General features: G+C 49.4%; 21 protein-coding genes and 1 pseudogene. All 22 read right to left on the minus strand.

Annotation, left to right across the window (positions count from 1 at the left end; translation table 11 throughout):
• Window positions 1–33: 33 nt before the first annotated feature.
• The 22 genes and pseudogenes from AB5Z01_RS01380 to AB5Z01_RS01485 all read right to left on the minus strand — a co-directional run bounded on the left by AB5Z01_RS01380 (window position 34) and on the right by AB5Z01_RS01485 (window position 21974).
• On the minus strand, window positions 34–636 hold the full coding sequence (locus AB5Z01_RS01380) for an alpha/beta fold hydrolase (RefSeq protein ID WP_117485592.1): 603 nt from the start codon (window positions 634–636) through the stop codon (window positions 34–36).
• Between the two features lie 51 nt (window positions 637–687).
• Window positions 688–906 (minus strand): PF20097 family protein, encoded by a 219-nt coding sequence (locus AB5Z01_RS01385; protein WP_133241651.1) that lies wholly within the window; start codon window positions 904–906, stop codon window positions 688–690.
• Window positions 907–1197: 291 nt separating this feature from the next.
• Window positions 1198–2379, minus strand: a complete 1182-nt coding sequence (locus AB5Z01_RS01390) for an IS91 family transposase (RefSeq protein ID WP_368365221.1) — start codon at window positions 2377–2379, stop codon at window positions 1198–1200.
• Entirely contained in the window at window positions 2376–3218 is an 843-nt protein-coding gene (locus tag AB5Z01_RS01395) for a tyrosine-type recombinase/integrase (protein ID WP_368365222.1), read from the minus strand. Before AB5Z01_RS01395 ends, AB5Z01_RS01390 begins: the two co-directional genes overlap by 4 nt.
• 389 nt (window positions 3219–3607) lie before the next feature.
• Complete coding sequence (locus tag AB5Z01_RS01400; RefSeq protein WP_118667383.1) at window positions 3608–3823, minus strand: transposon-transfer assisting family protein; 216 nt, start codon at window positions 3821–3823, stop codon at window positions 3608–3610.
• Window position 3824: 1 nt separating this feature from the next.
• The gene (locus AB5Z01_RS01405) at window positions 3825–7193 is read right to left on the minus strand and encodes an LPD28 domain-containing protein (protein ID WP_368365223.1); all 3369 of its coding nucleotides are present in this window, start codon (window positions 7191–7193) and stop codon (window positions 3825–3827) included.
• A gap of 6 nt (window positions 7194–7199) precedes the next feature.
• The gene (locus tag AB5Z01_RS01410) at window positions 7200–7478 is read right to left on the minus strand and encodes a hypothetical protein (RefSeq protein WP_004798047.1); all 279 of its coding nucleotides are present in this window, start codon (window positions 7476–7478) and stop codon (window positions 7200–7202) included.
• Window positions 7475–9583 (minus strand): DNA topoisomerase 3, encoded by a 2109-nt coding sequence (locus AB5Z01_RS01415; protein ID WP_368365224.1) that lies wholly within the window; start codon window positions 9581–9583, stop codon window positions 7475–7477. Before AB5Z01_RS01415 ends, AB5Z01_RS01410 begins: the two co-directional genes overlap by 4 nt.
• On the minus strand, window positions 9570–9773 hold the full coding sequence (locus AB5Z01_RS01420) for a hypothetical protein (protein WP_009003368.1): 204 nt from the start codon (window positions 9771–9773) through the stop codon (window positions 9570–9572). Before AB5Z01_RS01420 ends, AB5Z01_RS01415 begins: the two co-directional genes overlap by 14 nt.
• Window positions 9770–10534, minus strand: a complete 765-nt coding sequence (locus tag AB5Z01_RS01425) for a DUF4366 domain-containing protein (RefSeq protein WP_368365225.1) — start codon at window positions 10532–10534, stop codon at window positions 9770–9772. Before AB5Z01_RS01425 ends, AB5Z01_RS01420 begins: the two co-directional genes overlap by 4 nt.
• On the minus strand, window positions 10524–10781 hold the full coding sequence (locus AB5Z01_RS01430) for a DUF4315 family protein (RefSeq protein WP_368365226.1): 258 nt from the start codon (window positions 10779–10781) through the stop codon (window positions 10524–10526). Before AB5Z01_RS01430 ends, AB5Z01_RS01425 begins: the two co-directional genes overlap by 11 nt.
• A 28-nt stretch (window positions 10782–10809) precedes the next feature.
• Window positions 10810–12546 (minus strand): CHAP domain-containing protein, encoded by a 1737-nt coding sequence (locus AB5Z01_RS01435; RefSeq protein WP_368365227.1) that lies wholly within the window; start codon window positions 12544–12546, stop codon window positions 10810–10812.
• Window positions 12539–12922 (minus strand): DUF3851 domain-containing protein, encoded by a 384-nt coding sequence (locus AB5Z01_RS01440; RefSeq protein ID WP_368365228.1) that lies wholly within the window; start codon window positions 12920–12922, stop codon window positions 12539–12541. Before AB5Z01_RS01440 ends, AB5Z01_RS01435 begins: the two co-directional genes overlap by 8 nt.
• Window positions 12919–15318, minus strand: a complete 2400-nt coding sequence (locus tag AB5Z01_RS01445; RefSeq protein WP_368365229.1) for a VirB4-like conjugal transfer ATPase, CD1110 family — start codon at window positions 15316–15318, stop codon at window positions 12919–12921. The genes AB5Z01_RS01440 and AB5Z01_RS01445 overlap by 4 nt, the downstream gene beginning before the upstream one ends.
• Window positions 15275–15730, minus strand: coding sequence for a PrgI family protein (locus AB5Z01_RS01450; protein WP_005335865.1), 456 nt, complete (start codon window positions 15728–15730; stop codon window positions 15275–15277). Before AB5Z01_RS01450 ends, AB5Z01_RS01445 begins: the two co-directional genes overlap by 44 nt.
• Window positions 15731–15750: 20 nt before the next feature.
• The gene (locus AB5Z01_RS01455; protein ID WP_257356355.1) at window positions 15751–16620 is read right to left on the minus strand and encodes a VirB6/TrbL-like conjugal transfer protein, CD1112 family; all 870 of its coding nucleotides are present in this window, start codon (window positions 16618–16620) and stop codon (window positions 15751–15753) included.
• A 69-nt stretch (window positions 16621–16689) separates the two neighbouring features.
• Window positions 16690–16908 carry a Maff2 family mobile element protein gene (locus AB5Z01_RS01460; protein ID WP_003525154.1) on the minus strand — a complete coding sequence of 73 codons (219 nt, stop codon included), beginning with the start codon at window positions 16906–16908 and terminating at the stop codon, window positions 16690–16692.
• 218 nt (window positions 16909–17126) lie between these two features.
• Window positions 17127–17942 (minus strand): annotated as a pseudogene (locus tag AB5Z01_RS01465) (VirD4-like conjugal transfer protein, CD1115 family); the annotation flags it as partial.
• A gap of 41 nt (window positions 17943–17983) precedes the next feature.
• On the minus strand, window positions 17984–18142 hold the full coding sequence (locus AB5Z01_RS01470) for a transposon-encoded TnpW family protein (protein WP_002593332.1): 159 nt from the start codon (window positions 18140–18142) through the stop codon (window positions 17984–17986).
• Window positions 18143–18284: 142 nt separating this feature from the next.
• Entirely contained in the window at window positions 18285–20156 is a 1872-nt protein-coding gene (locus AB5Z01_RS01475) for an AAA family ATPase (protein ID WP_368365230.1), read from the minus strand.
• Window positions 20153–21649, minus strand: a complete 1497-nt coding sequence (mobQ, locus tag AB5Z01_RS01480) for a MobQ family relaxase (protein WP_368365231.1) — start codon at window positions 21647–21649, stop codon at window positions 20153–20155. Before mobQ ends, AB5Z01_RS01475 begins: the two co-directional genes overlap by 4 nt.
• A complete protein-coding gene (locus AB5Z01_RS01485) occupies window positions 21615–21974 on the minus strand; it encodes a DUF3847 domain-containing protein (protein WP_008727134.1) in 360 nt (119 codons plus the stop codon). The genes mobQ and AB5Z01_RS01485 overlap by 35 nt, the downstream gene beginning before the upstream one ends.
• Window positions 21975–22011: the final 37 nt, after the last annotated feature.

Genomic DNA, 22011 nt, shown 5'->3' on the forward strand with positions numbered 1-22011 from the left:
TTTCCTGCTAAGTAAAACTGTGAATATTACATTTTAGTTATTTAATATCTCTGCAATCGTGTTTGGTGCATATTTATTGAGTTCATGTCCTGCATTTGGAACGATGTGCAAAGTGGCTTGGGGTAGCAGTTCTTTTAGCCTTTTAGAAGCCTTTAGATTGGCAGCATCCTTTTTGCCACACAAAATTGTCACTGGACATCGAATATTGTTTAATTGAGAAGTAAAATCCAATGACCGCATAGAGTGAGCCAATTTTATGGTGCTGCTTTTTGATAGTCCCATACTTTCAAAAGCCTTGTCTGGCATACAACGGAAGATAAGATTTTGAAAATCTATCAGTAAACTTGGAACTTTATATTGTGCGCCAATCAAAACCAGCGAAGCCACTTTTTCTTCATGCCGAATAGCAAAATCAATCGCAAGAAGCGCACCTAACGAAAGGCCGCAGATACGAAGCGGCTCTTTTACTTCTGAATACCGCTGTTCTAAATCGCCCAAAATCTGCGAATATGATATTTCATCTTCTGCTGAAGAAAAAAGTTCTGGGCAATCGACATCGGAAATTGATAGTTGTTGGACTACTTCTTTCCAGTCCTGTGCAGTTTGTCCCAACCCATGTAAAAGAACCGTTTTCATTAAACACCTCCTAAGTTCAAGATAATCATCAATGCACAAACAAACTGAAATTTAATACTCAATGACAATTTTCTTGCACTTCTCGCAGAGCCAAGCCTCCGCAGACGCTCCACCAAAAGGTCCACCGATTGACTTTTCATTGAGTTTGATTGACTTGCCCCCACCAATGTTGAGGGCCGCAATAACTCGTTCTTTTTCGCTCCAATAGACACCATCTCTGCATTGAATACAACCAAGTTGCATTTCTTCACCACAATACGGACATTTCATTTTAATCACCCCTACAAACTGTTAAGGAAACAATCGGAGTTGGTGTAAACGAAAAAGCAGCCTTGAGTTCTGATAAAAACTGCCCTTTCGTTTGCATCAATTTCGATTTTACTTTGGTGAACAAAGTCGCGTCCCTTTAGCCGATAGCTATGGGGATTCAATCGTTGCTCTTTTCCTTAAGTTTATCATACCGGATGTTTTGGTAAAAGTTTTTTTATTCAAGAAATCAATTTCAGGCATGACAAACAAACCTCCTATGCGGAAGTCATTTATTCTATGCAATTATAGATTTTAACATCTCATATGTGCACGAAAAGAAGAACTGTATTTATCTTTGCGGGGTGATACCATATTCCCTCCGCAAGAAGAACATTTGCATACATCGATGTTATACAAAACCTTTATCATTTCTACTGCATTTAGATTTTTTAATGTAGAAATGTATTTCTTACATCCAAGCAGGTTTCTGCAGTGAGTTATCTTTTTTTTCTTGTTTCTACATGATAGCAGACCATAGTGCCGGATTCTGACAAATCGTTTGGGAGGAACATGCATCATGAATCGACGGATGAATTCTTCTCCTGAAATTATTTTCTCTTTCCAGCAGCCTTCGTTTTTATAGTCTTTTACTACATATGTAACCGTCGTATCTGTCATGGATTTGATTCGATGATTACTGATTACTATCCTGTGGGTATATTTTCCAAGATAATTGATAACCGACTGTGCACCATTGAAAGTTTCTTTACAATAAGTGACCCAGTTCTTTTCATAACACTTACCAAGAAGTTCTTTAAAACGATAGCTGTTCTGATATTTCTCTGCTGTACCATGAAATTTAAGCTTAGAATCATTCCACAGGCTTTTTAACTCATCCAGATATTTTCCACGAAACACTTTTGAGACAACACCATATGGGAGAAAAAAATTTCCATCTGTTTCTTTCCATTTATTTTCATCATCAAGCCCACCTCCAAGAACAATGGTATGAATATGAGGATGATAATTCATTGCAGAACCCCAGGTATGAAGAATGCAGATATACCCTATATCAGCTCCCAGGTACTTTGCATCTTTTGACAATTCATTCAATGTGGCTGAAGCAGCATGATACAGTGCATCATATAACAGCTTCTGGTTGCTGTAAATGATGGAATTCAATTCCTCAGGAACTGTGAATACTACATGATAATAGGGTGCATCCAATACGTTCTCTTTTTGTGCATCAATCCATTTCTCTTTCGGAAACTCCTGGCACATGGGACAGCATCTGCTTCTGCAGGAGTTGTTGTGAACACTGATGCATCCGCAGTCCTCACAAACACTGATGTTTACACCAAAAGCTCCTGTTTTACAGTTCATGATATGATAAGCTGTTTTTCTATGATGAGAAGGAGGGTTATTCCTCTTTTCATAAGAAGGATAAAACCGTTCAAATACATCCTGTATCGTACATGATTTCTCCATAATCATTCACCGCCCATCTCATCAAATGGACTCTTAATTCCAAGCAGGGTTTTATTGCTTACATGCAGATAAACCTCTGTTGATTTTGGATCACGATGTCCCAAAAGAGCCTGAATATATTTTATATCGCAGCCTGACTCAAACAGATGACTTGCAAAACTATGACGCAAACAATGTGTGGAGACGTGTTTCTGAATGCCTGCTCTTTCGGCGCTTTCACGAAAAAACTGAATGACACTATCTTTTGTAAGATAATCCCCTGTCCATGAACTTGGGAACAGAATCTCTCTTGGTCTGCCACATTGAAACCAGTATTCTGTCAATATTTCGAGCGTCCGGTCTGCAAGCAAAGTATAACGATCAGAGCGACTTTTCCCATCACGGATGTGTATGGTTTTGTTCGTGCGTGAAATATCATCATAATGAAGATGTGTGACTTCTGAAACACGAAGTCCGCCTGAATACATAGTAGCAATCATAGCTTTGTGCTTCAAATTTGGCGTAGCATCAAGAATAGCTGATATTTCTGTTTTTGTAAGCACCGTTGGTAACTTTCTGTCCTTTTTCATACGAGGTATGTCATCATCATCCCAATTCTTCTTCAATATTTTTTTGTAAAAGAAGCGGATTCCTGAATGGTAGTGATTGTATGTTTCTGGTGAAATCCCGGAAAGTTTCTTTTCAGTTAGGAATATATCAACATCGTCAGTTGTTAATGCATCTATATCCTTGGCTGTGTGGTTCAAAAAATGAGCAACACTGGTACAGTATGCATGAATCGTGGAATCCTTGAGATTCCGTTTATTCGCAGCAGATCGAATCTGATTAAAAATTTCTTCGTACATAATAAAATCCTCCATGTAAAATCAGTAGTTAATGAAAAACCCTGCTTACATGGAGGTGCATTAGCATAATAAAACCGCTTGTCAGAAAAGTGGTCAAATGGTATTCTTTTCATAGGCAGTGGTGTCTTTCTGTATTGAATTGTTTTGTGTGGTAACTTTACAATATCAAATACTGGTAAGAATTGCCATTGCCTATTTTATTATTGAGAAAAAGAAAGCTGCGCCACAGCCTTGACAGGCCATCGCGCAGCGATTTTGTTCAATTATTGTTTGTTGCTTAGATTATACTTCATCCATCTTTCTAAGTATAGTGGGATATTGTGATGAAAGTGAGAGAAATCGCTTATCCGTCAGACAATTTCTCTCACTATATTTTTTACACGATAAATTTACTGGTCAAAATCCGGGTACAGCTCCAGCTGGGAAAAGTCCTCATCGGTCATCACGCAGAGCTTCATAAGGGCGCTGTCGGTCAGCTCACTCAGTTCCGTTTCCTCCGGTGATAGCTCGCCGCGCATCTCACGCAGGCTGTCGATCAATCCGGTGCGGCTACCGGTATTGTAAATGCACATCAGGTTCATTTCCTCAAAAGTAAAGTTTCCCATATCAAATCTCCCTTTCCGCACTCTTTTTGGGCGCTGTCTTTTTGTGTTCTGCCTTGGGCTGGCTTTTCAGCTGCTCCATGACGGACTTTTTCTTTTCCCGTTCCTCCCGATGGGCAGCGGTAGCCAAATCCATGAGGGAAATGGGCTGACCGTTGCGGGCCTGCTGTTCCAGCTCTGCCACCGTAGGCTCTTTTGCGCCATTGTTGATGATACCGTCGATCATGCCGTAATCGTCCTCCACGGCCATCTCCGCATTTTTCAACGGATTTTCCGGCAGGAATCCGGGGATCTGGGTAAAACCAACACTGTCACAGTAATGACAGGATACCTTACCGTCCTGCTTGATCGCAACGATGTCACTGACACTCATAGAAGGACTGTGAAAATCCGCCGGCTTTTGCAGATTAAACTGCTCATATAGTTTTTCCAGCTGCTCCGGTACCGTGCCAGACTCCCTCAGCGGAGCTGTGTAAATGAGGTCATAATTGCTGCGGTCTATGGAAATGTCATGGGACTTTAACCAATCCAGATTCATAAAGCGCACATTCTGCGGATCGTCACGGCTCACCTGATAGATAGCAAAGCAATCTCTGTTCTGAGCGAGAAATGCTTGTTCCCGTTCCTGCTGATGTTCCTGACGCTCCATGACCTTTTCGTGGAACTGAGGGCTTTTCTCCCATTCCTCACGGTCCACGCCAAAAAGACCGCCATGATCCATGATTTCCTGCGGGTCAAACACCATGCTCTCCGTATTGTCCTCATGCAGCACATAAACGGTCAAACCGGCGGCATCCAGTTCCAGCGCCCGTTCTCTGGTAACAGGGAACATCCCATCATAGGAGTAGCCGTATTCCTGCATATCTGGTGTGGAGACCTGCTCATCCGGCATGGGGTATTCATCCAGTGCCTGCTCCTGTGCTTCCGGCAGCTGGGAAGAAGCAGCCATCTGACTGACCTCTGCCTGCATCTGCTGGTAGGCAGCTTCCTGCAAGGTCTCAATCATGGACAACGGTGCGTATTTTACCGAGTCTCTGCCCAAATCGTTGTCATCACAAATCTGGAGAACTGCCTTCATGCGGGAAATCTCCGGCATATCCAGCTGACCACCATCCAGCTCTTTCATGGATGCGGCATCGTAAAGGGTATAGTCCCAGCCGCTGTCACAGGACTGGATATGAAGATAGGTGGCATTGTCGATCAGAAACAAAGCCTCCTGCTGATTGGCGTCCGCCCCCAGCACTTCCATTTCCGGCATTGCCGCAGCCAGTTCCTTTACCGCTTTTTGCACCAGAGGATTATCACGGTAATAGTCGATTGCCTGGATGGTGTCCAGGTCAATGGTCTGGCCGGTCAAAATCGGAAAAGGTCCTTCATAGTCGCTTCCGTCTTTCAGCTCAAAACCAATGCCCTTGATCCCGTTCATTCGTTCTGCCGGAATCTCCTGATAAATGCGGATTGCTTCCTCCAAAGACAAGTTATCGTGGTATTCTCCGAGGTTTGGAAATTCCATGCACTCTGCTACATAGTAAGTCAGATTGCTGGTTGGTTGCTCTATCGGGGCGGTTTCCGGCTCTGCCTTTGCATGAGGGTCGATTCCGCGCTCTTTGCAGATTTCCTTATAGTGGCGCTCAATGTCGGAGATCAAAGTGCCGGAGGTTTTGTTGATGGTCTCCAAACTGGCTCTCAGTTCTTTCAGCTCCTTGCCTTGACTCCAACTGGCAATATAGCCAAAGCTGTTTTCTCCAGTCTCGATGCCAAAATACTTGCAGACCGCATAGGAGATGCTTTCAGCCTCCACTTCTTCCGTGTGACGATCTTTCCTCTGTTTCTGCAAAAACTGGGAGAGGGTAGAAAAGCCACCGGTAAAATTCAGCCCTTTTTCCTCGGTCAGCATCAAGCGTCCATCTTCCGTCAGTTCCAACGGCTCTGTCAGCAGAACGGAGCCTGCATGGTTTACAACCACTCGTTCTTCCACACAGACCGGATCTCCAGGATCGTAGTCAGAACCGCGCAGATCATAGCAATAAACGCCCTCTGGCAGATTATCGCGAGCAATCCGTCCGTTGGAGAACAGACCAAGTTTATCAAACAGCTCGATCTCCTGATATTGCTCGTCATTGGCAATCTGGATCTTTTTCTGATTGTGGAGCTTGCTGTGAGCAATCTCGTGAACCGTGGCCGAAACCGTCTGCACCTCGCTCATGCCCTGACGAATGGCAATTTTCTGATGATCGGCAGAAAAATAGCCGTCCGTATCGGCGGCCATTGCTTCAAAAGTAATCGGCACCGGTGCGCTGCGGCGCAGGGCCTCCATGAATGCCTCATAATTTGGCACATTGCCGGAAAGGGAGGAAGCAAGCTCCGGCAAAGGTTTCCCGTCGGTCTGACTCACATCAAAGACCTTGACAGGGCGAAACATGGGAATCTCGATTTCTTTTTCCTCTGTGACGATCTTTCCGTCTTTATCCAGAATCGGAGCCTTGGTATCTGGGTCCAGCTTCTGCTCCTCGATTTTCTTCTTATACGGTGTGGGAGCGATGATGGTAATGCCATGCTCGCCCTTTTTTACATGACGCTCAAACTGGTCTTTCCACTTATTGTATCCGGCTACCAAAGTGGCGTCCGGCTTCTGCATATAGATGAGCATGGTGTTGTTTACCGAATAGCGGTGAAATCGGGACATGACGGACAGATAGCGCATATACTTTTCGCTTTCAAACAGTTCTTTGATGCCCTGCTCGATGCCATCTGTGATTTCCCTTAGCCGTTCTCGGTTGGTGGGTTTATTCTCAGCCATGATTTTCAATCTCCTTTCCAAGTGTGTGATTTCTGCTGTGTGTTCTGCAATCCATGCCTTTTGTTCTTCTTCACTTTCATAAAGAAAAAGGTCCAGCAGGTACTCTACATAGGTTTTCTTCTGGATTGCTTCCACAAAGCGGGGGTGCGGTTCTTCCTCCGGTGTCCTGGGAGAACGGTCGGCTTCCCATTTTTTCAACAGATAGTAGTAATCGGACAGTACACGGTAACAGCGCTGTCGATCCTCCCGAAACTTCTGTACCTCGGTTTTTTGCCGGACATATCTCCTGCGGGGCGGGGCCTGACCGTCATAGATCAGGCCAAAGTCCTGTGCCAGTTTCTCCGCCGCTTCTTTTGGGGAGAGGTTAAAGAGCTTTGCGGTAAAGTCGATTACATCCCCATCTTCACCGCAACCAAAGCAGTGGAACCGCTGGTCTACCTTCATGCTGGGGTTCTTATCATCGTGAAAGGGACAGCAGGCCATACCAGTTCGACTGACTTTTATCCCGTAAAACTCTGCCGCTTCTCTGGTGCTGACCGACTGCTTGACCGCTTCAAATACATTCTCTGCCATGTGCCTTTAACTGCCGGACTTTTTCACAGGGGGCTGGTATCCGGCGGCTTTCGCACGCTCACTGGCAGCTTTGCGACGCTCGGCGCTGTATGGCTCCCGGACTGATACACACCGCTTGGGGACGGTAAAGTTATGGGCGTCCTTTCGGGTGATCTGGTCGGGGTGCTTTTTTGCCAGCAGTTCCAGCTTCTCCATCAGACGGGGATCGTGGGTATAGACCTCAGCCATTGGTTCTGCCTGGTTATAGAGGAGAATGGTTTCCCGTTCCACTAAAGAGAGCTTCATCGGCTGCCTCCTTTCCGCTGGTCAAATTCCAGCTTGAAATTGGCATACTGTTCATCGTCCTCCAAAACCACAGTGGCATCGTAGGTCTTGCCGGTTTTCTCCGAATATAGCCCCGTCACACGGACACGGCCATCGTTCAGCAGCGCAGACACCACAGCCTTGGTCGGCTGTTTTTTCTTGGCAGCCCACCATTTGTTGTTTTTCCAGATTGCAAATTTGCAAGAATCATTCTGACAGAAGAAGCCTTTTTGCAGTTCTGCAACTTCACCGCCGCAGCGAGGGCATTTGCCCACCACCTCACGGGGCGGAGTGAACAGGTACTCAGTTCCCTTGATGACCTGATAAGTCCCCACCAGATCTTTCAGCATGGTGCTGATCCCGTCCAGAAACTCCTCTGGGGCAAGCTGCCCGCGCTCGATCTCGCCCAGGCGATACTCCCACTCGGCAGTCAGAAGCGGCGATTGCAGTTGTTCCGGCAGCACTGTGATCAGGGAAACTGCATCGTGGGAAGGGAGAAGCTGCACCGTTTTTCTGCTCTTTTTTCGCTCCAGAAAACCGGCCGATACCAGCTTTTCCAAAATACCGGCACGGGTGGCCGGTGTCCCCAGACCTTTTCTCTCAGCATCCTCCGGCATATCCTCTTTTCCGGCAGTCTCCATTGCGGACAATAGGGTGTCCTCCGTAAAGTGCTGAGGCGGACTGCTTTTGCCTTCTTTGACGATTGCCGCAGAAACCGAAAGGGTCTGTCCTTCGGTCAGATCCGGCAGAGCTTTCTCTGCGCCCTCTTTTTTCGGCTCTGCATCCTTCATTTTGGCACGGTAAGCGTCCTCCAGTGCTTTCCATCCGGGATGCTTCACCGTTTTTCCTTTTGTGGTAAACTCCCCACCGGCACACGCTGCAATCACAACAGTTTCCGAATAGATATGGGGCTGGGCTACGGCGCACATCAGACGCAGGGCCACCAACTCCAGCACCGCTTTTTCTCCCGCAGGAAGGGCAGAAAGGTCTGCATCCTTGAGATTTCTGGTAGGGATTACTGCGTGATGGTCGGTTACTTTCTTATCGTTGATGACCGTCTGCGGATCATAGGTAATGGCGATCCCTTTGCGAAACGGCATAGCACTGGCAACCAGATTCACCAGCTCCGGCAGGCTGTCTGCCATATCACCAGTTAGATAGCGGCTGTCAGTACGGGGATAGGTGCAGAGCTTCTTTTCATACAGGCTTTGTAGATAGTCCAGGGTCTGCTGGGCTGTAAATCCAAGCAGGCGGTTGGCATCTCTTTGCAGGGTAGTCAGGTCATAGAGGGCAGGCGGCTTTTCGGACTTTTCCTTGCACTCCACCTTTTTGATTGTGACAGCTGCACCCTGACAGGCTTCTTTCAGCTGCTCGGCAGCGGCCTTATTCGCCATGCGCTCCCCGGATACGGTAAGACCGGGCAGCTCCAGCGCCACGGTATAAAAGGGAATCGGCTTAAAGGTGTCGATCTCAGCTTCTCGCTGGACAATGAGCGCCAGTGTTGGGGACATCACGCGCCCGATGTTGAGGGTACGGTGATACAGCACGGAAAAAAGCCTTGTCGCATTGATCCCCACCAGCCAGTCGGCCTTGGCACGGCAGAGGGCAGCATCTCGAAGTCCGTCATAGTCCGCACCGGGGCGCAGGTTTGCAAAGCCTTCCCTTATGGCGGAGTCTTCCATCGAAGAAATCCAGAGCCTTTTCATCGGCTTCTTGCAACCTGCCAGCTCATAGACGCTACGGAAGATCATCTCGCCCTCGCGTCCGGCATCACAGGCATTTACCACTTCCGTCACATCCGGGGCATTCATCAGCTTTTTGAGAATATCAAACTGCTTTTTCTTATCTTTTCCTACCACCATCTGCCAATGTTCCGGCAGGATAGGCAGATCATCATATCGCCACTTGGCATACTTTGGGTCATAGCTGTCTGCATCCGCAAGACCGGCCAGGTGGCCCACGCACCAGCTGACACGCCAGCCGTTGCCCTCCAGATACCCGTCCTTACGGACGGTTGCGCCGATCACCGCCGCCAAACTCTGGGCAACTGATGGTTTTTCGGCAATTACCAATTTATGTTGAGCCATGATGGTTCCTCCTCTCTTTGAGCCATCGGGACATTTCCCGGTGACAGATACCTACGCAGGGTCTTCCATAATTCCCGCAACCATAGCAGGGGTGGCTGTGGGGCAAAGAAGGAGGACGGGAAGTTTCCTTCCCGCCCTCCGGTCTGCGTGTCATCATGCGTTCATAGGGACTGTCTGTGAATCGGGTCATTTCACGCTGTCCTCATCATCTTCTTCTGTGCTGCCCCCGTCAGCATCCGGTTCTTCCGACTCCTCATCCTCGGTTTCCCATTCCTCGGAATCTTCCTCGCCATAATCATAATCGTCCAGACTGTCATTGCCCTTGGTCTTAGGCTTGTTCTTAACGAGCTTCAAGTAGGCAAATACGCCACCGCCACCAAGCAGAGCCAGCAAAAGGACCAGCGCAGCCGGGTTCAATCCGGCAGGCTTCTCCTTTTCCGGCTCCGATGTTTCTGCCGGAGGTTCCGGTGCTTTGCCCGTACATTTACTCTTATCAGTTGCGCAGACCGGGCAGGCCGTATTGACTGCCCCTGCTTCACATTTTGTCGTGCAGCTACACACAGCAGCCGGCTCCTCTTTGACATTTTCATCTTCCATCAATGCCATCAAATCCGCTTCATCCACCTGGTTCAGAAAGTGAACAGCAGTCTTTTTATCCTCATTAGCCCTGTCGATCAAAATGTAAAAATAGTTGCCAGCCTTGGTGGTAACGGTAATAAGCTGCTTATTGCCACCAAAATCATCCACCAGAGCGGCATTGCCATCTGGTGTAAGTGCCGGTGCCGGTTCTGTTTCTTCCACAATCACATTGCTGTCATTGGTAGAATCCTCTGCCGGTGCTGCCGGTGCCGGTTCTGACCCCTGTGCGAAAGCAGGGATCGTAAAGCCAAATGCCACAACCATTGTCAGGCAAAGGGCGGAAAGTGTTTTGCAAATTCTTTTATTCTTCATAAGCGGTAACCTCCTGATTATTTGATTCCGACAGTGCTGTATCTCTACCGTGGTTCATTCCACCGGAAAGCATAGCGTTCAGCTGTGCTGGCGTCATGCGTAACGCACGAACCATCTGAACGATTTCCAGATTCTCTGCCTCCGTTTTCTGTGCTTCCAGGGTCTTGAGCTTTTCCTGATATTCCGCAATCTTCTCATGGGTTTTCTCAATTTCCTGGTCGATACGTTCAATTTTGTTTTTTGCCATAACCGTTCACTCCTTTCCACAAAGTCTGTTACCAGTTCATCAGGCCGTAGCCCTTAATACTTTGATAATTCAGGTCATAACTTTTGATCTTGCAGGCATCGCCGGAATTTCCCTCCACCGTATAAACACGGCTGCCATCCGTACCGATCACGATACCCACATGGTCTGCTGTCCCATCCAAATCCCAATCAAAGAAAATTGCATCTCCGGGAGCCAGATTGTTATAGCCTCTTGCACCCCATTGTCCATGAGACTGGAACCACGGAACGCCCTGCCACTCACAGCCAGCAAAACGCGGCTCACTTTTTCCAGCCTGGTTATAACACCAGGATACAAAGCAGGCGCACCACTCTACGCGGCTGTCAAAGCCATACCAGCTCCAATAAGGATAGCCGCCCACATTGCCGACCTGACGCTTGGCCAGCTCCACCAACTGCGGATTTCCGGGACGGGTTCCATTTACGAACTGTACACCGGTCAAGTCCTCGGAATTGCTCATGTCAGGGGAACCACCGCCAAACAACAGCGGCTTATTGCCCATGGTCTGCCGGTAAACCTGATACATTTCCATCTGCTCCGGTGTCAGTAACTCCGACGCCACAGCGGAAATGGGCTTGCTGGTGAGTTTCACATTCAAAATGTAATACTCATAGGGGACTTCTTCTGAGGTGGTCTCGCCGGTCTCCGGGTCGGTGGAGGTCTCCGTGCGGTAGCGAATCTCCACTTCCTCAGTAAGCGTCAGCTGATACTGTGCTGCAAACACACGCGCCAGCTCTGCCTGAGCGCTCTGCCGGGTGTAGCCTTGCAAAACGGCAGACAGAAATGCTGCCAGCTCATGAGGGTCATGACCGATCATACCAAGGTCATAGCGATACTCGTCATACCCTGGGTGGCTGCTTTCTATGTTGTCGATTTCCTCCTGCAACTGGGCTTCTCTGGCTGCATAATCTGCCTCCACCGCCAGCATTTCCGGGTCATCCGACGGATAGGTGGTGCCGGAGAGAACGGAACCGATGCTCTGCGCCATCATGGAGCAGGAGGACATGGTATTCATCAGCATACAGGTAATGAGGAACAAAACCCCTGCCATCAGGAAACCCTTCTTGTGACGCATGACGAATGCCCCTGCCTGCTGTACCTTTTCTTTTACCGTCCTTGCGGCTTTTCCGGTTTTGGATGCAGCCTGGGCGGTATTTCCGGCAGTCTGACCGGCGTGTTTGGCGGCGGCATACTGCTTTTTGATGGCCTGTTTTTGCTGCCAGCGGGAAAGAGGGTTGCTGGCAAACTGGGGATTTTCCTGCAAAGATTTCTGGTACAGAACATTTACATTTGCCTTTTCCAGTTGACGCTCTGCCTGGGCTGCTTTGCGGTACGGCTTCAGCTTGTGGCTGCGATAGCCCTCCCGCACCAGATAAGCGCCGGTCTCCACCGCTTCCTCGGACTTGTGGGCGCTTTCCACGCCCACATTGTCCTGCTCTGTTTCCCGGATCTCTTTGTGGAGCTTGCCTGCGACCAGATGGACAGGAGCTTCCCTGACTCCTTGAGAAACTTTGGAAGGTGGCTTTTTCTTGTCCTCAAAGGTCAGCTTCGAGGTCTTTTTTTCGGTATCCGGGTCAATGACCGTCTGCCTGACCTTTTTCTTTGGGATATTGGCCTGCGCCTTATCTGCTCTGGCCGCAGCTTTCTCCGCTTTACGGATCGGCTTTTCCAGTGCAGGATCAGACCGTTCCTCATCAGTAAAGCGCAGGCGCGGCTCTTTATTCAAACCATTCTCCCAGCATGAGGGAAGACATCATGTAGTGCAGCTCTGCATAAATGGCCATTCCCACAGGATCGTTGAACATACAGCCGGACAGGTAGGCATAAAACTGTGCCACCACATCGGACAGGATCTTCGCCTCTGTTCCTTCCAGAATCAGGCCGCCCATACCTTCTTTAGCACGAATGGCGCTCCAGACCTCTGCCAGACGGAGAAGCCCCACCTGACCGGTCTCATTCAGTTCGGCTGCCTGATCTGCCGCCGTGCGGCACTCACTTACCGCATCGGCCATGACCGTAAGCAGCTGGCTGCGCTGGGCATTTACCGCCCTGTCAAAAAATATCAGCGGGTTTTTATTCAAAATGTTGGGGTTCATAATCATTCATCCTCCTTTTTCAATTCTTGAGGTTTGGTGGTCATAATGCGGTAAAGTTCGGTGTTCTTCGGGAAGTGGTCTACAAACGGCAGGATCGTGGAGCCATAGAACAGCAGGCCCTCGCCCTCACCGGAGTGGGTCACATAGCTAAGCTGGTGCGTGGAAATCCCCAGTTGCTTCGCCAAAATCTGACGGTCTCCGCCTGCCTGGTTAAGCATATACACGAAGTCCGAGTTTTCAAAGATGTTCTCTACCTCGCGGCTGCTCAAAAGGTCTTTGACATTCTGGGTGATACCTGTCGGAATACCGCCCCATTTTCTGAATCGCTTCCAGATTTCCACCGTATAGGCGGCGGTCTGCTCCTCCTTCAAAAGCAGGTGCATCTCGTCGATGTAGTAACGGGTGGACTTGTGGGCGGCACGGTTGATGGTAACGCGGTTCCATACCTGATCCTGAACCACCAGCATACCGATTTTTTTAAGCTGCTTGCCCAGTTCCTTGATGTCATAGCAGACAATCCGGTTATCAATGTCCACATTGCTCTGATGATTGAACACATTCAAAGAACCCGTTACATAGATTTCCAATGCCGTTGCAATGTACTGAGCTTCTTTTTCTTCCTGCTCCCGCAACAGGTTATAAAGGTCCTCCAAAATCGGCATATTCTCCGGCTTTGGGTCATTGAGATATTCGTTGTAAACCAGCCGTACACAACGGTCAATAATGGTTTTCTGCACCGGCTGCAAGCCCTCCTTACCGCCCACGATCAGCTCACACAAGCTGAGGATAAAGTCAGACTTGAGTGACAGCGGGCTTTCATCATCCGAATAGTCCAGATTCAGATCCATCGGATTGATATAGTTGGTTGAAGTAGGTGAGATCTTGATGACCTGCCCATGCAGACGCTCAACAAGAGGTGCGTATTCCGCTTCCGGGTCACAGATAATGACATCATCACTGGTAAGCAAAAAGCAGTTGGCAATTTCTCGTTTTGCGCTGAAGGACTTACCGGAACCCGGCGTACCCAGAATCAGGCCGTTGGGGTTTTTCAGCAGCTTTCTGTCCACCATGATGAGGTTGTTGGACAGAGCATTGATGCCGTAGTACAGAGCTTCTTTCCCGTTCTGGAACAGTTCCTGCGTAGTAAAGGGCACAAAGATAGCTGTGGAACTGGTGGTCAGTCCTCGCTGAATTTCAATCTGATTGAGACCCAGAGGCAGACAGCTCATCAGCCCTTCTTCCTGCTGGAAGTCCAGCCTGGTCAGCTGACAGTTATACTTCTGGGCAATAGAGCCTGCCTGAAAGATGTTGTTGCCAAGCTGACGTGGATTGTCCGCTGTGTTCAGCACCAGAAAGGTCAAAAGGAACATTCTCTCGTTGCGGCTCTGCAAATCCTGCAAGAGTTTTTTCGCTTCACTGCCGTAGGTAGCAAGGTCAGATGGAATGATGTCCATGTCGTATCCGGCACGGACTGCTTTTTTCTGTTCCTCGATCTTGCTGCGGTCCAGGTCGGTAATCTTTCGCTTTACCGTTTTGATGGCTTTCACCAGATCCACCGACTGAATGTGCATACTCACAATGAGCGAGCTTTCCATATCCAGAAAATCAGCCAACAGACGGTCATTCAGCTCCGGTGCGAGAATCTGCAAAAAAGAAACAGTCCCGTATTTCTTGCCCATACGGAACTGCTTGCCGGTGCGGAACTCAAAGGAGCTTGGTGCAATAAAATCCTTTGTGGACAGACCGGAAGGAGCCAGCCAGTCCCATTCAAACTGAAACGGGAGTTGTTCATCCATGTGGAATACCGCATGAAGCTGAAAAAGCCTTTCTTTACCGTCAAGCGTTCTGGCAGCTACACCAAGACGCTTGAAGTTATTAAGTATATCGGTCTCAATACGCTCCAGACGGGGCTTGGCGGCTTTGATGCTGTCCGCGTCGATACCAAAGGTCAGGTATTTGGTCTTGATGAGACCGTTGTTACCTCTGGCCAGCTGATTTTGCAGCATTGTGGTGTATTCCTCGCGGATACTGTCAAAGGCGTCCCTCTGGGGCGGGATGGAAATGGAGTTAGCAAAGGTCTCCTCCGATGCCGCAAGGTTCAAAAAAGACAGCTGAAAATGAATCGAGCTGTCAAAATAATTGAGGAAATCACACCACCCCTCAAAGATTGCCGTCTTATCTTCGTTTTGGGAGAGCTGATAGTTGATGTCCTGAAACTGGATGGTCTTTGTGTAGTGGCTGTCCGATATGCGGCAGATTCCGTCCGGCCACATCCGTTCATAAGGGATACTGTCCTGCGCAGATTTTCCTTTTTTGTCCGTGCGGTTAGCGCGGGCAATGGCCGCTTCGATCTGCTTCTTATCGGCGCGGGACAGTTTTTTCTTTGTCTTTACCGGCTGCACAGTTTTTTCCTCGGTTTTTCCGAACATCCGATGCAGCCATTTTTTTATTGCGGTGAACAATGTCATACACCTCCTTATCGAGCATTTCCTGCCGCTTTAATACGGCATAAAAGTTGTTGGTCTGGTAAGGTCGCTGCTTGGGACGGATCACAGCTACTTTGAGAATGTTGCCCACGATCTTTTCCAGCGGCTGTCCATGCTTTTCGTACATAGCCAGCATAAAGAAGGGCAGCATAACCAGCATCATACACATAGCCGCTACACTGTTTCCGGTAGGTTTTCTGAGCAAAAAGAAAAGCGGTACGCCAATAAGCGCTCCGCCCGTGAAGCAGATAAGCTGCCGCTTGGTCAGATTGAACATGACCTTTGTTTTGACTTTTGTTAAATCCTTGGGTACGGGTACATAAGCCACTGTGGAAACCTCCTTCCGTTTTAGTGCGCCTGAAAGACTGATTTGGCGAGACTGCCTGTTTTGAACAGCGTAAAACATAGCAGTACGGTGTAGCCCACGCAGCTCCAGATTGCCATGATGATGTCATCTTCCAGAGCGATGTTCTGCACCAGCACAGCATAAATTGCCACGCAGACGATAATGAGAAACGCCTGAAAGCCCAGTGCCAGCAGGGATCGGAGGTAATTCTGTCCCATACCGCCCCACTCTTTGCCCATCATTGCAGCCATTGGAACGGGAGCCACCGAAGTTACAAGGTAGATCTCGATCATACGGCCATAAATAACGATAAAGATACAGATATACAACGCCCACATGGTAATGCCAATAAAGAGGGATTGGAACCACAGTCCGAACAGCGGTCCCAAATCCATTTCCATCAGCCTCGGTTCCAGATCGGTCATAACTGAGGAAATGTCAATGGACGCATCCGAATTGATAATCCCTGCCGCCTGCGCCACCACGCTCTGCGCCATATCAAAGACGCCCATCACGATATTCCATGTGTTTGTGACAATGAGGATGGCGGCAGCTGATTTGAACACCCACTTGAAAATCATCCAGGTATCCACATCATGCAGGTTGTTCTTGTCTGCAATCATCTGGATCAGGTCTACGGTCATCACGATAGCCAGGATCGCACCTGCAATCGGCACCATGATGGAGTTTGACAGATTCTCAATCATATTGAAAATACTGCCATTCCATCCCTGTGGGGTCTGTCCTACCTGTACGGATATATCCGCGACCTGTTGGTTTACGCTGTCAAACATCCCCGAAAGGTTGCTCATAATACCGCCCACCAGCATTTCTTTCAGCCAATTTGTCAGGGCTTCAAGTAAGAAATCCATACGGTGTCAACCTCCTTTCCGCCGCCCCCGCAGAACTGCGGGAGCGGCAAGGATTTCATGCAGGAACGCTTAGACAGAGAACAGCCCGGAGAGCAGAGGTACAAGGACCATGCCGACTACGGCTACACCAGCACCGGCCATAAGCTGCTTCATTCCCTGAGACTTGGCGCCAGGGTTGTCGTTGCCGTAACCTTCCAACAGGTTGATGACACCCCAGATACCAAGACCAGCGCCCAGAGCGATAACGAGAGTCTGAAGAACGGTAATTGCCTGTTCAAAAAATGCCATATAGTTTGTTAGCCGGAATCTGATTAAAAAATAGGTTTGTCATGTTTCATAGGCATACAAAAGCCGGAACAATCTGCCGCCCGATTTCCGGTGGCATGATTCCGGCTGTCCTCCTTTTTCATTATTTTGTTGATGATTGCCCGCTTTGTACGCCAATGGCCTCAACAGAGGCAGTTGCGGCAAATAGATACGATCACTCCTTTCTCAGCGGAACCGTATTACACGCCCTCCGTGTCTACTTCATATACATCGCAGACCTCATCAGGCTTGAGTTTTAGTCTGGCAGACAAAAATGCTTCAATATCAAAGGTATTTCGCTTGTCTGCATCAGCTGTGTATTTGAAATTAGGGTGTCTGGTAATGTCATACTTGTCTGAAAGAAACGGACGCACACCGCGCAACTGCAAGATGCACTTGCCGCCATCCATAACTGCCAGCTCGTCCTGGCTCATCAGCTCTTTTCCCAATTTCTGATAGTTAAGCGAGTGGGAGGTCTCCCGTCCCCGGCTCTCTCCGGTGTTGTAAGTGTCTATGGTCTCCTTTCCCAGAACAGCCGCCAGCTCTTTCAGCGTTGTTGGCTCTTTGCCACCCAGGAAGATGGAAGTATCCATATTGCCGATGATGGTATCGGCATTATCTTTGTAAATTGCCTTGAGCTGGCTCTGTGCCTGCAACACCAGACAGGCAGAGATTTCACGGCTTCGGATGGTGGCCACCAGCTTTTCCAGCTTCGGAATCTGCCCGATGTTAGCACACTCATCAATCAAACAGCGCACATGAACCGGAAGCCTGCCGCCATACACATCATCGGCCTTTTCACAAAGCAGGTTGAATAACTGGGTGTAGCACATGGAAATGAGAAAGTTAAAACTGTCATCCGTATCACTCATAATGAGGAACAGAGCCGTTTTTCTGTCTCCCAGCGTATCCAGTTCCAACTCATCGTAGGATGTAACCTCGCGCAGCTCCGCAATATCAAATACGGCCAGACGCGCACCGCAGGAAATCAAAATCGACTTAGCGGTTTTTCCAGAGACGAAAAGTCAAGGACTTTTTCATCAAATTCAAAAAGAAGTCACATTTTGCGGACTTCCTCACGGAGCAGACGCTTGATTTTGTCCTCCATTGTCTCCTTGGCGGTCTCGCTGAAATGCACACGGACGATATAGGTTGTCTTGCCGATCTGCTTTCTCACAGTCGGGCAAGGGGTACTGTTGGTTGCGGTATTGTTCATTCAAAATCCTCCTGTAAATGAAAAATGCCCGGTGACTGTTCATCATCGGGCGGTGTCAGTATGAGGGAACAAGGCAAGGCGGCAACATTAAGGTATCTATAAAACCCTTGCCGTCTTTGCCACGCTTGCCGTGTTCCTGTTGTCAGTTTCGGAGATAGCAGACCCATGCGGTGCCGTCTTTCTCGGTCACAAGTCTGTCCCCGATACGGCTCTTTGCCGTTCTCATGGTGCGTGAGGAAATCCCACGCTCATTGACCGTCTTTTCCAGCTCTGCGCTCGGCATACGCTTTCCATCTGCAAGCAGTTCCAGAATGAGCATTTGCGCCTGTGCGGTCTTGCTCTCGGTCTTTGCGGTATCTGTCCCGGCAAGAAGCTCGTCAGCGGTAATGTCATAAGCCCCTATCCACTCAAAACCTTTCTCATCTCCCAGAGAAAAGGCAAGGGACTGTCCGGGCGGCGCAAGGGAGCTTTTCTCATGGATAAGCACCCTCGTTGTCGGAATGTCCTTCAGCTTGCCAATAAACAGCAGACTGCGGACTGCCGCCGTAATGTCGATAGACCCCAATCCCCGGTAGGTGCTTTGCGTTCCTGCGGCTTTGTTCAGGTGTCCAATCAGCACGATAGCGCACCCAGTAGCCTGTGCAATGTCTCCCAGACTGCGGAAGATGGGACGGACTTCATTTGCCCGGTTCATGTCCACATCTGCGCCCAGAAACGCCTGTACCGGGTCAATGATAACAAGCCTTGCGTTGTTCTCACGGATTGCCCTTGCTATGCGCTCATCGGCAAGGGTCAGAGGTGCGTCCCTGTCATCAATGACAAGCACTCGTTCAAGGTCTGCGTCCGCTTCTATCAGTCGGGGCTTGACGGTATCGCCCAGACCGTCCTCGGCAGTTTGATAGATGATATTGAAAGGCTCAAGTGTCTCCATACCGGGCAAAGGCTTTCGATTGGTGCAAGCCGCCGCAAGGCGCATGGCAAAGTAGGTCTTGCCCTCGCCGGGATTGCCCTGGATAATTGTCAGCTTTCCAAATGGGATATAGGGAAACCATAGCCATTCCACGCTCGTCAGCTCCACATCAGCCATACGGAGCATTAGGACAGGCTGGGCGGTGGGCAGCTCTCGCAGCGTGATTGTCTCGGCTATGAATTTGCGGTTTGGAATATCCGCTTGCTGACGGAGAACATCGTTCCAGTCTTTCCTTGCCGGGACAAGGCGAATGACGGCGATCTCGCCGGGAATGGACTGTGCCAGTCGTGTGCAGGCTTCATTTCCTGCGGTGTCGCTGTCAAGGCAGAGGAACACTTTTTGGGTGTCCTTGCGCTCAGAAAGAAAACGGTCAAGGGCTTTGCCAGAAACGCCGCCCAGGGCAAGATAATTTCTTGTCTGCCAATCCTGCGGATAAAGGCAGATAAACGATAACAGGTCAATCGGCGCTTCAAAGACAAAGAGCTGATTGCCATTACCCTCGTGTCGGAACGGATAGGATTTGTCAGACCCGGCAATGTCCTGTCTGAATGGGTCTGCCGTTCCTCGCACATGGGCGTATCTCGGCGTACCGCTTCGGTCTCTGCCGACAAACACAACATTGTGCCGCTTTGCGTCCTCGTAAATATCCCCGGAAAGAAGAAAAGCCTCAACAAGCGTTTTGTTGAGACCTCGGCTTTCTGTGAGATATTGGATTGCTCTGTCGGCTGTCCTGTTGTGCAAGGGCAAGTGAAACGCTGTGGGCGGTGCTGTGCTGGCTTCGCTCTGCCCCTCGCCGCTTTCGCCGGTCAGGAGCTGGACAGCTTCGGGAAAGGACTTGCCGTAAAACTCCATGACAAAATCAATGGGATAGCCGCCCTTGCTCTGGCTGTGGCGAAACCATTTGTTTCCACGAATGGTCAGGCTGTCATGTTCTTTCCAGCGGTATTCCCGTCCGCTTTTGATAAGCGTCTCTCCCTGTGTGCGGAGAAAATCTTCCAGACTGACGGCGTTTGCCCGGTCAATCTGCGCTTGGGTGTAATTCATCGTGATAGTTCCTCCTTTTTCTGTCGTGTTTGGGGTCGATTTTGGAGCTTTTGTTCCTCTGTGCGCTCGTTAAATCGGGCGGCAGTATCTACACATGACTTGACCTTCCAAAGACGGTGTAAATCGTCTCTGACGGTCTTAAACTCGCCATAGGTGGTGTTGTGCGCCTGTTCCAGCTCGTCATACTCTTCGGTCAGCTTTTTCATATCCACCTTGCCGTCCGGGAACTCTCCGGTCAGCTTGCGTCTGGCGGCGTAGAACTGTTTCAGTTCCGTTTCATGCTCTGCCTTGTACTTGGCTCTGGGCTTCTCAAACTTGATTTTCTGCAAGCCGTCATAGACAGGCTTCAAGCTCTGGAAAGCAGCGGAGCTGTCATAGAGCTGCTTAATTGCTTTCATTCGGGCGGTCTGTTCGTCCAGCGTTTTCTTCAAGCTCTCTGTGGCAGCACTGTGTTCACTGACACGGCTTTCCAAATCTTCAAGGGAGTAAATGCCGTTTGCCCGGAGATAATTGAAAGTCTCGTTCATCTCTTTTAGGTTGCTGACCTTGCCTTTCTGCGAATATGCCCCGGCTCTGCGGCTGGTGTAATAGGCGTTCAGCAGAGAAACAAGGTCGGGTGCCTGCGGCTTGGCAAGCTCCGCTTTTGCTTCGGCAATCCAATCAAACAGGAGAGCGATTTTCTTCTTAATGTCCCGGATAACGGCATTGGTTGCCTTGATCCAGCGGTTGAACTCGCCTTTCTCGGTGCGTATGCCTTTCTTCTCCATTGCCCGGACGGTTGCGCCCTCATGGACGGTGGGAAGAAGCTCCACGCCCTGACGCTCATAGCTTCGGTGGTCGATGCGAACATCAAGCCCTTTCTCCGCAAACTTGGCGTTGCATAGTTCCGCCCATGTCTGACGCCAATGTTCCAGCGTTTCGGGACTGCCCCAGTCGGTAGTGGGAACGGCATTGAAAACATACTCGCCGTTCTGGTCTCTGATACGATTTCCGTCCTCGTCCAGCTCATACACCCGGCGTTGCTTTAGCCCCCATTTACCGTTCTGCTCAATGGGACGGATGGGGCAAAGCACATGGAAGTGTGGGTTTGGTATGCCGCCGTCCTCCCGGTCTGGCTGATGTACGGCGAAGTCAACCACCATGCCACGGCTCACAAAGTTCTCCAATAAAAATTGCCTTGCAAGAGCGATGTTTTCCTCAAGGGAAAATTCATTCTGCAAGGCAATGTCAAAGCTGTATGCAAGCTGGGCGTTCTTTCCACGCTCGGCTTTTTCCACGGCGTTCCATAGGGTCTGGCGGTCTGCGTATTCTGGCGGTGCATGGGACGGCAAGAGAATGTCAGAGCAGATCACGCCGCCCTTGTGGGTGTAGTCGCTGTATTCGCCGTAATACTCGCTATACAATCGCTCCCCGGCACGGTAGGCGGCAGAAGCAATAGCGGACTGTCCTGCGCTTCGCTTAGTCTGCGTGACGCTCAGATGAAATAGTGCCATCGGCTTTCAACTCCTTTTCTCTGTTTGTTTGGCTGATGTGGGTAATCGCCATATGGCGGATGGCTCGTTGGACTTCGGACAGGGAAAAGATGTACTCCATCAGCTCTGTCATTTCGGTGCGTGTGAGATCTTTGATCTCCGGGGCAAGGCTCTCAACCGTGCCGCCCAGATTGCAAAGGCGGTGGGTGCGCTTGGTGCGTTCGCCTTTCTCCAGATATTTCTTTCTGTTCTCCAAACGCTCCAGCTTGTGCTGTTCCTGTGCAAGCTGCGTCTCGGCTCGTTCCTTTTCGGTTCGGAGCTGTTCAAGGGTTTTCGATTTTGTCATTGTGATTGACCTCCTTTTTGGATAATAGGTAAAAAAA

This window comes from Ruminococcus sp. RTP21359st1_H3_RTP21359_211015 (assembly GCF_040909065.1).
Lineage (GTDB): Bacteria > Bacillota > Clostridia > Oscillospirales > Ruminococcaceae > Hominimerdicola > Hominimerdicola aceti.

Coding starts and splice junctions, on each gene's coding strand:
- AB5Z01_RS01380 (WP_117485592.1), bottom strand. CDS start 636: ATGAAAACGGTTCTTTTACATGGGTTGGGACAAACTGCACAGGACTGG.
- AB5Z01_RS01385 (WP_133241651.1), bottom strand. CDS start 906: ATGAAATGTCCGTATTGTGGTGAAGAAATGCAACTTGGTTGTATTCAA.
- AB5Z01_RS01390 (WP_368365221.1), bottom strand. CDS start 2,379: ATGATTATGGAGAAATCATGTACGATACAGGATGTATTTGAACGGTTT.
- AB5Z01_RS01395 (WP_368365222.1), bottom strand. CDS start 3,218: ATGTACGAAGAAATTTTTAATCAGATTCGATCTGCTGCGAATAAACGG.
- AB5Z01_RS01400 (WP_118667383.1), bottom strand. CDS start 3,823: ATGGGAAACTTTACTTTTGAGGAAATGAACCTGATGTGCATTTACAAT.
- AB5Z01_RS01405 (WP_368365223.1), bottom strand. CDS start 7,193: ATGGCAGAGAATGTATTTGAAGCGGTCAAGCAGTCGGTCAGCACCAGA.
- AB5Z01_RS01410 (WP_004798047.1), bottom strand. CDS start 7,478: ATGAAGCTCTCTTTAGTGGAACGGGAAACCATTCTCCTCTATAACCAG.
- AB5Z01_RS01415 (WP_368365224.1), bottom strand. CDS start 9,583: ATGGCTCAACATAAATTGGTAATTGCCGAAAAACCATCAGTTGCCCAG.
- AB5Z01_RS01420 (WP_009003368.1), bottom strand. CDS start 9,773: ATGACCCGATTCACAGACAGTCCCTATGAACGCATGATGACACGCAGA.
- AB5Z01_RS01425 (WP_368365225.1), bottom strand. CDS start 10,534: ATGAAGAATAAAAGAATTTGCAAAACACTTTCCGCCCTTTGCCTGACA.
- AB5Z01_RS01430 (WP_368365226.1), bottom strand. CDS start 10,781: ATGGCAAAAAACAAAATTGAACGTATCGACCAGGAAATTGAGAAAACC.
- AB5Z01_RS01440 (WP_368365228.1), bottom strand. CDS start 12,922: ATGATTATGAACCCCAACATTTTGAATAAAAACCCGCTGATATTTTTT.
- AB5Z01_RS01455 (WP_257356355.1), bottom strand. CDS start 16,620: ATGGATTTCTTACTTGAAGCCCTGACAAATTGGCTGAAAGAAATGCTG.
- AB5Z01_RS01460 (WP_003525154.1), bottom strand. CDS start 16,908: ATGGCATTTTTTGAACAGGCAATTACCGTTCTTCAGACTCTCGTTATC.
- AB5Z01_RS01470 (WP_002593332.1), bottom strand. CDS start 18,142: ATGAACAATACCGCAACCAACAGTACCCCTTGCCCGACTGTGAGAAAG.
- AB5Z01_RS01475 (WP_368365230.1), bottom strand. CDS start 20,156: ATGAATTACACCCAAGCGCAGATTGACCGGGCAAACGCCGTCAGTCTG.
- mobQ (WP_368365231.1), bottom strand. CDS start 21,649: ATGGCACTATTTCATCTGAGCGTCACGCAGACTAAGCGAAGCGCAGGA.
- AB5Z01_RS01485 (WP_008727134.1), bottom strand. CDS start 21,974: ATGACAAAATCGAAAACCCTTGAACAGCTCCGAACCGAAAAGGAACGA.